Raw genomic sequence first — 11,559 nt, forward strand, 5'->3', positions numbered from 1 at the left:
ATTTGCTCCGTCTTGCATTGCATGCTGCAATCGGCCTCTTGCTCACCCTGAATTCCCTTACCGCTCTTGCTGCCAGTGAAGCGGACCTGCTGCCACCTGAACGTGCTTTTCCGTTGGAAGTTTCGCTCAGCGGGTCGAGGCAAGTCGACCTCGAGTTCAAAACGCATCCCGGTTATTACCTTTATCGTGACCGCTTCAGCTTTACCGCCGACGGGGTGTCGGTCAAGCCACGGCAGATGCCGCCGGGCGACCTGAAAGACGACCCCTCGTTTGGCAAGGTGGTGGTCTATCACCAGCCGGTCACCATCCGGATTGAGTTGCCGCACACCACCACGGCGAGCGTCGTGCTGTCCGTTACGTCGCAGGGATGTGCGGATGTCGGCGTCTGTTATCCGCCGCAGACAAGGCACTTTCGGATTGCCGCGAATGGCGCCGTTATGCCAGTATCGGCCGGCGACAATGCGCCGAAAGCGGAAACCAGCATCACGGATGCCGGGAACGTGTCGGTGCCCACAGTGTTCGGCATGCCACTGTGGCCACCAAACGGAATTTCCTGGTTCGAGCTCGGCGGGTTCCTGCTTGCAGGTTTGCTGATGGCGGGAACCGTTTGCATGTACCCGTTGATACCCATCGTGACGAGCGTCATCAATGGCAGGCAGGCGACCACACTATGGCGCGGGTTCGGACTGTCATTCGCTTACGTCCAGGGTCTGGCGCTGACATACGCGGCAGCGGGAACCCTCGCCGCACTGGCCGGCATTCCGTTGGTTGCGGTGACACAACGGCCTTGGGTGCTCACTTCATTCGGATTGCTTCTGGTTCTGATGGCGCTTGGCATGTTCGGCTTGTTCCGCCTGCAACTGCCGACACAGTGGCAAAGCCATGTCGCGGCATGGAGCAATCGACTGCCCGGCGGCCGGATTGGGCCTGTATTCGTGATGGGCGCACTCTCCGCGCTGATTGTCGGCCCCTGCTCGACACCGGTGTTGGCGGGGGCATTGCTGTACATCGCAAACAGCAGGGATATCGTCGGTGGCGCACTTGCGCTGTATGCGATGGGCATCGGAATCGGCCTGCCCTTGCTGGCAGTCGGAACCGTCGGCGCGCACGTGTTGCCGAAGTCGGGAAGATGGATGCTCGCGGTGCGGAATGCGCTCGGCGTCATGCTGCTCATCGCAGCACTATGGTTCGTCTATTCGCTGCTTCCGGTCTGGCTGCTGATGGTTCTCGTTGCACTATTGCTGGTGAGCTGCGGAATGATGCTGCGGGCCATCGACCCGTTGCCTCATGACGCGCCCGGTATTTCTCGCGTGGGGAAAGCGTTCGGCGTATTGCTGTTGGTCGCAGGCATCGCAGAGTTCATCGGCGTCGCGTCAGGCAACTTCGACCTGGTGGCACCACTTGGCGGCGTCATGCAGACATCGTCGACAAAACGGAGCGAGTCTGTCGTCAGGTTCCAGTCCGTGCATTCGAATGCTGAACTAGACGAGGCGCTGGCTTCGGCGAACGGTCGGCCTGTCATGGTGGATTTCCATGCCGACTGGTGCATCACCTGCAAGGAACTCGAGCGCTTCACGTTCGCGGACCCGCGTGTGGCAAACGAACTCGCCCAGTGGAAACTGCTGCGCATCGACGTAACCCGCAATACCGCCGAGGACACTGCCATGTTGCAACGTTTCGGCCTGTTCGGACCACCAGCGCTGATTTTCTATGACAAAAACAGTCGGCAGCAGCCCGGAGCGCAACTGACAGGCTTCATCGGCGCCGACGGGTTCCTGGCGCACTTGAAGCGGTGGGGATAGTAACGTGATGCGGCGCAATAGCTCCTTTGCAGGCCGTGGCAGTCACGCCGACCGGCACCTATACTGGAAATCATGAAATTCTGGGTCAGAATCATCGCCTGTTTCCTGATTGCGTGGTTACCGATGCTCGGGTACCCGGCGCAGGTGATGTCTTGCCCGGAGATGTCCTCGATGCCTGCCGTGCAGCGTCACGTGAATATGGCTGATTCTTTTGCGATGACGGGATGCATATCGGCAGCAAAACATCATGTCACCAGCACTCAGTCGCCAGCTTGTCACGGGAACATGGGCGGCGCAGCGTGCAGCATGCCGGCCATACCCGTATCGCACGCCGTCGTGTTCGCTCCTGCCACCCCTGTCTATCGGGCCATCGCCCACGCTTTTGGCGAGCAGTTCATCCCTGAGCTGCCAGCGCCTCCACCGCGTTCGCTGTAACCCCCTTCGTTGACGCCTTTCGAGTGCCACGGCCTGTGCACGCTCGCGGCCGATGTGCACGACTCGGATGGCCTCGCCTATTTAACTTGAATCGTTGAATCGAATATGGAGATACACATGTACGCAAAGCTCGTACGGATGGCCGTCGTTTCCGCAATGCTCGTCACCGCAAGTGCCGTGAGTTTCGCGGCCGCCGGTTCTAACCCCGGCCCATCCACCCAAGACCGACAACATGGTCACGGCTCGATGATGGGCATGGACGGAATGATGGGCAGTTGCCCAATGATGGGCGCAAGCGCCGGCATGGACCCGAAAACTGCGTTGCGAATGCATGGCGAAATGATGCGCGCCATGGGAGACATCATGCTCAAGTATTCCGAACAGGCCGGTTCAGCCCCATCGAAGTGATGGCATCCGACATGGCCATACATTCCTGATACAGATTGGAAGGATATGAACTATGAAGTGCAACTTGAAATTGATGGTGTCCATCGCACTCACGCTTGCCGTCGCTGTCGCAACCGCATACTGGGCCTTGCCTCAGCTTCGCGGCGCACTTTCGACGCTCGCCGTTATCGCGAGCGCATTCGTGTGCCCACTGGCGATGATGTTCATGATGCGCGGCATGCAGTCTCACGCCGGCAGTGATGTCACCGCGCCCCGGGCGACGGACGAAACCACACCGGAACGCCGTTAGCGCGTGAGCGGTACTGCGCGAGCCCGGTGCGGTGATGCTTTCGACCGCACCGGTTACTCGCGTGCTTCGGAGAGAACGATGTTCACTGGAAAACCGATAGTCAATTTCATCATCGGTCTGCTTGCCATCATCGGCCTTATCGTCGTGCTAGGTATGGTTCCAATGGTGGCGATGCACACGGGAATGATGCATGGGATGTTCTCGTGCGGTAACGCCATGCGTCTACACCCCGGGATTTGACCCCAGCGTGGGAGATTCGAAGTGAAACGAGATACCCATCAAGACATACGCAGCCAGGCTGCCAGACGCCTCAGACTGCCCGGCAAGGCAATGCGGCATCTGCTGTACCTGCTAGCTTCGGTCATCGCAATACCGACGGCGCTGGTCTGGGGGCCGTCCCTCGCACATCGGCTGGCGGCATCCACCGCGATTGCCATCGGCTCGTCGAATCCGGTTCAACAGATACCTGGTTGGCGAGTCGGCATGTTGCAACCGGACGGGCTACGCATCATTCCGACAGGCCGCTACGACGCGTCGCATGTGCTCGACCCGGAACAGTTCCATGATGAGGTGGTACGGCACGCATACTGGGTGGCGACCCAGATTCCCTCGACGCTCAACAAGCTTTACTGCTGGTGCGGTTGCGAGAACCGCGGCGAACACCGTTCGAACCTTCAATGCTTCGAGGACCGGATGGCACTATCGTGTCCGGTCTGCCAAGGAACCGCCGAGATTGCCTATCAGATGACGCAGGCAGGGATTCAGGATGCGGGCCAGATTCAGGCGGCCGTCGACGCGAAATGGGCACCCAAGGGATGAGCGACTGCCGTCGCTATCCCGGCACAGGAGGATGCTATGGAACTGAAATGCGTAATCGCGGTGGTGCGTCCCGAAGTATTGAAAGCGCTCGAAAGGCGACTGGCTGCGCTGCATATCCACGGCATGACGGTGACTAACGTCATGGGATTTGGCGTACACCCGAATCCCTACGCCAACGACCCGACCACCGAGCACACCAAGATTGAAATTTTCACAACGGCCGACAACGTCGCTGGCCTGGCGAAGGAAATCATCGACGTCGCGAGAGAGCAGTCGGGAGAGGACGGAATTGTGGCTGTCGTCCCCGTCGAGCATTTCTGGCGCGTGAGAACTGCCGCGGAATCAGCACCTTGACGCCACATCGAGCCCACGTGGGGCAAATGAGCGTGCTGCGTGCGAAGTCTCCCACATGGACTCGTTGAGTTTTCCGGTGGGCCGCCTGAATCCGTAATGCAGTGATGCCGGCGTCCGTCGGAGCCTTGACCTTCCCATGGCAGGAAGGTTGAAGATATAGCTCATGAGGGGGCGGGTGTTCCGCTGAAGGAGTCGCTCATGAATATCGGGGAAGTCGCGAAGTCCTCTGGCATGTCGGCCAAGATGATTCGCCATTACGAGGAATCGGGACTTATTCGGCCGGCGACGCGGACGGATTCGAACTATCGCGTGTACACGACGAAGGACGTCGAGGTCCTGCGCTTTGTCCGGCGCGCGCGGCATCTTGGCTTTTCGACCAAGCAGATTTCGGCATTGCTGGCGCTGTGGGAGGACCATGGCCGGCCCAGCAGCGAGGTGAAGCAGTTAGTCAAGCGGCATATCGATGATCTGGACGAGCGTATCCGGGGCCTCGTGGAAATGAGGGACTCCCTCCGGTATTTGGCTGACCACTGCAAGGGGGACGCGCGCCCAGATTGCCCGATTTTGGCGGAGTTGGCCGGTCAATCGCATTGCGATTGACCCAAGACAGAAGCCGGAAACTTAAGCCGTGTATCAATGCACTCAACGCTAAATGGAGTCGAGAATGGAACTCGAAATCAAGGACATGACCTGCGGCCACTGCGCGGGCGTTGTGACGAAGGCTATTCGGGAAGTCGACGCGAACGCGCGGGTTGATATCGACCTTGGCACAAAGATTGTTCGCGTCTTATCGGCGCAGGAGCCCAGCGACTTCATCTCGGAAATCCAGCAAGCCGGATATAGCCCCACCGTACGCAGTTGACGTACCGAGCCGGCGAGCCTCGGTCACGATGACACACGTGGTCGCGTCATCAATGCAAACGGGACCGGAAGCATCGCCGAGGAATCCGAATGGTGTCGGCACGGGATAGAAAAGGAGCGCAAAGATGAGCGGTCAACCTGGCGAAGACGGGCGCTATCGTCAACGGACTTCGGAGCACTCGTCATCGGGCGCGCATCACGCACCTGAGACGGACAAGCACGACCATTCCGCTGGGCACGGACACGACGCACATGCTCACCACCACGAGGGCCATGACGTGCACGTTCGTACCGGAGATTCGCTTCGCGACCCCGTCTGCGGAATGACAGTGGCCGATGGGTCACGCTTCCGTAGCGAACACAATGGCAAGTGGTACGCGTTCTGCAGCCAGGCATGCTTGACGAAATTTCAGGCAGCGCCCTCGAAGTACGTCGAGCCCTCGACCATTGAGCAGCCACAAGCAGTGCCTGAGGGCACCCTCTACACGTGCCCGATGCACCCGGAAATTCGCCAGGACCATCCCGGGCAGTGTCCGAAGTGCGGCATGACGCTGGAACCGATTCTGCCCAGCGTCGACGAAGGCGAGAATCCGGAACTGGTCGATTTCCGACGCCGATTCTGGTGGACGTTGCCGCTGACCGTCGTGGTTTTCGTGCTGGCGATGTTTGGCCATCGCCTCGGATTGGTGAACGTTGGCACCGAAAGCTGGGTTGAGTTCATCATCTCTACGCCGGTCATCCTGTGGGCCGGCCTCCCGTTTTTCGAGCGGTGCGCGCGCTCATTCATGAACCGCAGCCCGAACATGTGGACGCTCATCGGGCTCGGGACAGGGGCGGCCTATATCTACAGTGTCGTCGCCACCATCTTCCCCGGCGTGTTTCCTGAAACGTACACCGCACACGGCCGAGTCAGCGTCTATTTTGAAGCGGCGGCGGTCATCATTTCACTGACGCTTCTCGGGCAGTTGCTCGAACTGAAGGCTCGCTCCCAAACGTCCGCCGCCATCAAGGCGCTTCTCGGGCTCGCACCCAAGACCGCCCGACGCATCAACCCGGACGGTTCCGAGGAAGACATTCCGTTGTCCCATGTGCATGTGGGCGACCTGCTTCGCGTGCGGCCGGGCGAGAAAGTCCCCGCGGACGGCGTGGTGACCGATGGCTCGAGTTCGCTGGACGAGTCCATGATTACCGGCGAGCCCATTCCCGTCACGAAGCGCGTTGGCGACCACGTCATTGGCGCGACGATGAACGCGACCGGCAGTCTCGTCATCCGCTCCGAAAAGGTCGGCGCCCAGACCGTGCTGTCGCAAATCGTGCAGATGGTCGCGCAGGCGCAGCGGTCTCGGGCACCCATGCAGCGCATGGCCGACAAGGTGGCCGGCGTGTTTGTCGTCGGAGTTGTCAGCGCTGCTCTTCTGACGTTCTTCGTGTGGGGCATCTTTGGGCCCGAGCCCAGCTGGGTGTTCGGCCTCATCAACGCGGTGGCGGTGCTTATCATTGCGTGCCCCTGTGCGCTCGGTCTTGCGACGCCAATGTCCATCATGGTCGCAAGCGGCAAAGGAGCCATCACCGGGATTCTCTTTCGCGATGCGGCTGCGATTGAAAATCTGCGAAAGGTCGATGTACTGATTGTCGACAAGACTGGAACGCTGACCGAGGGACATCCGGCCTTCGAGCGGGCCGTGGGCACAAACGAATACACGACCGACGAAGTGCTTCGTCTAGCGGCGAGTCTCGACCAAGGTAGTGAGCATCCGCTTGCTGCGGCCATCGTCGCGGCTGCCCGTGAGAAGAACCTGACGTTGGACCGCACGGAGAATTTCGAATCCGCGACGGGTATCGGTGTGAGAGGACTGGTCGCCGGCAGGAAACTCGCGCTTGGCAACACCGCGCTGATGCAGACTGACGCCGTCTCCGTCGAATCGCTGGCCAAGGAGGCAGACGGCATGCGCGCGCAAGGCGCAAGTGTCATGTACCTGGCGGTCGACGGCGGCTTGGCCGGACTGCTGGCAGTCGCTGACCCGATAAAGGCGACGACGCCGGAAGCGCTTTCGACATTGAAGGAAAACGGTATTCGCGTCGTGATGGCGACCGGCGATGGCATGGTCACGGCCAAGGCCGTGGCCGAGAAGCTCGGCATCGATGAATTCCATGGCGAGGTGAAGCCTGCCGACAAGCTCAACCTGGTGACACGGCTTCAGCAAGCCCGGCATGTCGTGGCGATGGCTGGGGACGGCATCAACGACGCCCCCGCACTTGCCAAGGCCGATGTCGGCGTGGCCATGGGAACAGGTACGGATGTGGCAATGAGCAGCGCTCAGGTGACGCTCGTCAAGGGCGACTTGCGCGGTATCGCGCGTGCTCGGGAACTGTCCGAGGCAACGGTTGCGAACATGAAGCAAAATCTTGGCTTCGCGTTCGTATACAACGCACTTGGCGTTCCGCTGGCGGCGGGGGTGCTTTATCCGTTCACCGGTTTGCTGCTGTCCCCGATGATTGCCGCGCTTGCCATGAGTCTGAGTTCCGCGTCTGTAATCTCGAACGCGCTACGGTTGCGTCATGCCAGGATTTAGCCGGCCCTGAACAATTCGTTTTGTCGCGCAGACAAGCGCACGCGGGCGACAGCGTAGCGGTTCCGAAGTTGAGCAAGGCGGCGACTCCGCTTGCGGAGTATCTTGACCGGTCAAAGACCCGCACAAAAAACCGCTACCTCGACAGACTCAGCTTCTTCAACAGCACCGCACCACTCGCCGGACTCACCAGCGAAATGGATTCGATATCCAGGTACAGCCGGGAAGTCCGCGTCGTGATGTCGGTCGGCTCGTCGTTGCTCGGCTCGGCGTGCTCGACGTGTTCGGTCAGGTACGGCCGGACCAGGCGCCCGGAAAGAACGAACGCGAACTCGCCATGCGTTTGCGCGTACGCAGCGGGTGAAAGCCTCGCGCGGCCACGCACGGTGGTCTTCCTGCCTTTTCCGGGATCGAGTTCGATGATGTCGATCTGCTGGATATAGCCTTTTGCCTTCGCCTCGGCTGCGATCACGAGCCCTCGCCCTCGCGGCCCGGTGATGGCCTTTCTGAGCAGGATGCCGGTCCGGCCTTCGCCGTCGCCGTTGACCAGATCGACGTTCACCTTCAACAGATGCCGCTGCGACTGATACCGCAGCCCGTACGACACCGGCACCACGAAAGTCACCTCGCGATCCAGATCGATCGCGGCCAGGTCGGCGTTCTGGCCATGCTTGTCGGCACCGCCGGGGATCAGGCCGCGGACGCGATCACCCAGGGACGGGGACGCGCTCTTGATGTGCTGCTTCGCCAGGGCGTCCCGAATCGCCACCGGATCGTCGCCGACAATCGGCCGCATGGGCGACGTGTCGGGCGAAACGGCAGGCGCGGCGCTCGCCGTGCCGCCGACATTGTCGGTCTCTGCACGCGACGCGACTGGGGCCAGCATGACCGCCAAGGCGACGACGCACACGACATTCAGACGACCCAACATGGATTTCCGGTGAAACACGACAAACTCCTGATTTTCTGGCGGATCGATCGACAGCGGGATCGACAGGACCCAATGATTGGCAACGTGCCAACCGTTCGCGTTCACCGATCGCCTGTGCGACACATCGTAGGTTCATTGTGAACTCGGCGGCAGGCACGCACGCCACACTATCGTATTGCCCAGACTACAACAATCCGCGACAAGCGAGCAGCGGCGCGACGGGCGGCAGGCAATGATATTCGGTTGCCCGTCGCGAAGCCGCAACCGCAGCCTCACGCCGGCCCATCCTCCCGCCGATACTCCGCCGGCGCCTTCCCCACCAGCTTGCGGAAATCGCGCGTGAAATGCGCCTGATCGAAATACCCGAGCGCATGCGCCAGTTCCGCGAGATCGACCGGCTCGCCGCCGGCGAGCTTGTCGGCGGCCTCATGCAATCGGTATCGACAGATCACCCACTTCGGCGTCACCCCCACATAGCCGGAAAAGAGCTGCTGCAGCGTGCGCTCGCTCAACCCCGCACGCTCGGCCAGGTCACGCACCTGCGTGAGCGCGAGGTCCTGCTGCAGCATCTGCAGAATGGCATGGATGCGCTCGACCTGCGGATCGGGCGGCGGCAGCACGCGCAACAGCAGCGCCTCGGCCGCCGCCACCATCGCGGCATCATCCTCGGCACCGAGCACTGCGCGCTCGGCTTCCGCATCGCCACAGTCGAGCAATGTCGACACCGGCAGCACCTTGTCGGTGAGCAGATGCACGGGCTTGCTGAAGAACGCGCGGAACGCGCCGGGCCGAAAGCGCAGGCCGATCACGCGCCCCGCTTCCGCCAACGTCGTCTCGAACGCGCCCGACACCACACCGAAGATGCCCGTCCGCCGCCGATCGAACACCAGATTCACACACGGATACGGCAGCGTGCGCTGCGTGTAGGGCGGCTGGTCGCGCAGATCCCATTCGACGATCCAGTGGTGATCCAGCACCCCGGCCAGCTCGGCACACGGGTAGTAGCGATTCAGGCGGAAGCGCTGGTTGAAGGCTTTCGGGCCGACGACGCCCTTGGGCGTGTCGGTCACGTGACGCAAGTCGGCCATGGTGACGAACCGTTGACGGTGATCGCGTGATGATGCACCGCCGCAGCGGATTTTTCCAAGACGGCGGCGCGCGACCGGCCTACATTGGAATCCTTGTCCCGAACGCACACCGGAGCCCGCGATGCCGCAAGACCGTCACCTGACCCTGTACCACTCCCCGCGCAGCCGGTCGGCCGGCGCCCGCATGCTGCTCGAGGAACTGGGCGCCGACCATGAACTGCACGCGTTCGATCTCTCCACCGGCCAACACCACGAACCCGATTACCTGGCCGTCAATCCGATGGGCAAGGTTCCCGCACTGCGTCACGGCGACGTGATCGTCACCGAGCAGGCTGCCGTCTACCTGTACGCGGCGGAACTGTATCCGGAGGCCGGCCTGTCGCCGGCGCCGGGCGACCCGCTGCGCGGACCGTACCTGCGCTGGATGACGTTCTACGGTTCGTGCTTCGAGCCCGCCATCGTCGACCGCTCGATGAATCGTCCGCCCGCCGCCTACTCGACGTCACCCTACGGCGACTTCGACACCGTCATCAACGCGATCGACGCGCAACTGGCCAGGGGCCCCTACCTGCTGGGCGAGCGCTTTACGGCGGTCGATGTCCTGTGGGGCTCGGCGCTGAACTGGACCACGATGTTCAAGCTGGTGCCCGAGACGCCGCTCATTCGCGCGTACATCGATCGCGTCCTCGCACGCCCGGCCATCCAGCGCGCGCAGGCGGCAGATGCGGCGCTGGCGGCGGAACAGGACGCAGCCAGGGAGGCTGCCGCACCAGCGAGGTAGCCCGGTGCCGGGCGGACCTTGACGCAAGTTCCGCCCGCACGCCGCCCCCGTCAGAACATCGTATGCAACCCGATCCGCGCGGCCGCCTGACTCGCGGAACTCGACGCCCCGTTCGGATCGAGCACACCGTTGATCTGCGCGTTCGCGCCGCTGTTCGCGCGTTGATAATCCGCGGACACATACACCATCGTCCGCTTCGACAACAGGTATTGAAGCGCGACGCTGACCTGATGTGCATGGTTGTCGTTCACGGCTTCGTTGCCCTTCATGTACATGTACTTCGCGCCGAGAAAGACGTCCGGCCTGATGCGCCAGACACCGCCGGCCTCGGCCATCCACACGCCGGCGTCGTTGAACGAATTGTGGACGGTGGTCAGCAACGCCTTCGCGGTCACTGCCCCGAAGTCATAGTGCGCCCCGACGCCCCAGTTGCGCACACTGGTCGATGGCGTGCCGGGCGCCGGCCCGTACTTCTCGTTCGTATAGGCCGCGCCGATACCGAACGCCCCGACTTCGTAGTTCAACCCGGCGCTCACGGTATTGTTCGCGCCGACCGAACCGGCCACGCCGCCAAACGCATACATCACGCCGCCAGAAAATCCCGCAACTGTCGGCGAGCTGTACTTGACGGAGTTCGCGACCGGCTTGCTGCCTGCCGTGCGGTCCCAGTCGAACGCGCCGGTCGGATTGTCCGGCAGCGCAAGACGCTGGAACGGGCCGTTCCTGAACCCGTACAACCCGGTGATGTCCATCGAGATCGCGTTCCCTTTCGCAAACAGCGAATCCACCATGAAGTCGTACTGATTCCCCAGCCTGACGCTGCCGAACCGGTCGCTCTCGATGCCCACGTATGCGTTACGCCCGAAGATCCCGGTCCCGATGATGCTGCCGTTCGCCATCGAGAACTGGTTCACGAGCGCGAACGTCGCGCGATATCCGCCGCCGAGATCTTCCGTGCCGCGCAAGCCGAACAGGTTCGGCGTGAAGACGCCGTCGTCGAACTTGACGTTCTTCCCTCCGCCCTCGTTGCTGACATACGAAATGCCGCTGTCGATCAGCCCGAACAGGGTCACGCTGCTCTGCGCGTATGCGCCCTGCGCGATGGCAAGCATCGCGATTGCTCCAAACCTCAGTTTCATTGCGTCTATATGAACGCGTCCCGTTTGCAACAGCTTTCTTGCGTTTCTGACAGACAGGATGGGCTGCGTCTCTATATCCGGC

General features: G+C 61.8%; 14 protein-coding genes. 11 read left to right on the forward strand and 3 right to left on the reverse strand.

What is annotated here, in order from left to right; translation table 11 throughout:
* Positions 1-38 precede the first annotated feature (38 nt).
* The 10 genes from dsbD (at position 39) to DIE22_RS02700 (ending at position 7,541) form a co-directional block, all read left to right on the forward strand.
* A complete protein-coding gene (dsbD, locus tag DIE22_RS02660) occupies positions 39-1,802 on the forward strand; it encodes a protein-disulfide reductase DsbD (protein ID WP_260426588.1) in 1,764 nt (587 codons plus the stop codon).
* Between the two features lie 72 nt (positions 1,803-1,874).
* On the forward strand, positions 1,875-2,237 hold the full coding sequence (locus DIE22_RS02665) for a hypothetical protein (protein ID WP_124604421.1): 363 nt from the start codon (positions 1,875-1,877) through the stop codon (positions 2,235-2,237).
* A 117-nt stretch (positions 2,238-2,354) separates the two neighbouring features.
* Positions 2,355-2,645 carry a hypothetical protein gene (locus DIE22_RS02670; RefSeq protein WP_260426589.1) on the forward strand — a complete coding sequence of 97 codons (291 nt, stop codon included), beginning with the start codon at positions 2,355-2,357 and terminating at the stop codon, positions 2,643-2,645.
* A 52-nt stretch (positions 2,646-2,697) separates the two neighbouring features.
* Positions 2,698-2,934 (forward strand): DUF2933 domain-containing protein, encoded by a 237-nt coding sequence (locus tag DIE22_RS02675; protein WP_124604425.1) that lies wholly within the window; start codon positions 2,698-2,700, stop codon positions 2,932-2,934.
* A gap of 78 nt (positions 2,935-3,012) precedes the next feature.
* Complete coding sequence (locus tag DIE22_RS38035; RefSeq protein WP_185640525.1) at positions 3,013-3,174, forward strand: hypothetical protein; 162 nt, start codon at positions 3,013-3,015, stop codon at positions 3,172-3,174.
* A 21-nt stretch (positions 3,175-3,195) separates the two neighbouring features.
* Positions 3,196-3,753, forward strand: a complete 558-nt coding sequence (locus DIE22_RS02680; RefSeq protein ID WP_260426590.1) for a PCYCGC domain-containing protein — start codon at positions 3,196-3,198, stop codon at positions 3,751-3,753.
* 36 nt (positions 3,754-3,789) lie between these two features.
* On the forward strand, positions 3,790-4,107 hold the full coding sequence (locus tag DIE22_RS02685) for a P-II family nitrogen regulator (RefSeq protein WP_124604426.1): 318 nt from the start codon (positions 3,790-3,792) through the stop codon (positions 4,105-4,107).
* Between the two features lie 198 nt (positions 4,108-4,305).
* Complete coding sequence (cueR, locus tag DIE22_RS02690) at positions 4,306-4,707, forward strand: Cu(I)-responsive transcriptional regulator (RefSeq protein ID WP_124604427.1); 402 nt, start codon at positions 4,306-4,308, stop codon at positions 4,705-4,707.
* 64 nt (positions 4,708-4,771) lie between these two features.
* A complete protein-coding gene (locus tag DIE22_RS02695; protein ID WP_124604428.1) occupies positions 4,772-4,969 on the forward strand; it encodes a heavy-metal-associated domain-containing protein in 198 nt (65 codons plus the stop codon).
* Positions 4,970-5,093: 124 nt separating this feature from the next.
* Positions 5,094-7,541, forward strand: a complete 2,448-nt coding sequence (locus DIE22_RS02700) for a heavy metal translocating P-type ATPase (RefSeq protein WP_124604429.1) — start codon at positions 5,094-5,096, stop codon at positions 7,539-7,541.
* Between the two features lie 133 nt (positions 7,542-7,674).
* Here the strand turns inward: DIE22_RS02700 and DIE22_RS02705 are convergent, their stop codons facing one another.
* Positions 7,675-8,487 (reverse strand): hypothetical protein, encoded by an 813-nt coding sequence (locus tag DIE22_RS02705; RefSeq protein WP_124604446.1) that lies wholly within the window; start codon positions 8,485-8,487, stop codon positions 7,675-7,677.
* A 254-nt stretch (positions 8,488-8,741) separates the two neighbouring features.
* Positions 8,742-9,557, reverse strand: coding sequence for a helix-turn-helix domain-containing protein (locus tag DIE22_RS02710; protein WP_124604430.1), 816 nt, complete (start codon positions 9,555-9,557; stop codon positions 8,742-8,744).
* A 121-nt stretch (positions 9,558-9,678) separates the two neighbouring features.
* Between DIE22_RS02710 and DIE22_RS02715 the strand changes: the two genes are divergently transcribed.
* On the forward strand, positions 9,679-10,338 hold the full coding sequence (locus DIE22_RS02715; protein ID WP_124604431.1) for a glutathione S-transferase family protein: 660 nt from the start codon (positions 9,679-9,681) through the stop codon (positions 10,336-10,338).
* Between the two features lie 50 nt (positions 10,339-10,388).
* Here the strand turns inward: DIE22_RS02715 and DIE22_RS02720 are convergent, their stop codons facing one another.
* A complete protein-coding gene (locus DIE22_RS02720; RefSeq protein ID WP_124604432.1) occupies positions 10,389-11,477 on the reverse strand; it encodes a porin in 1,089 nt (362 codons plus the stop codon).
* Between the last annotated feature and the right edge of the window lie 82 nt (positions 11,478-11,559).

It is taken from the genome of Burkholderia sp. Bp9142 (genome assembly GCF_003853415.1).
In the GTDB taxonomy this organism is placed as follows: domain Bacteria; phylum Pseudomonadota; class Gammaproteobacteria; order Burkholderiales; family Burkholderiaceae; genus Burkholderia.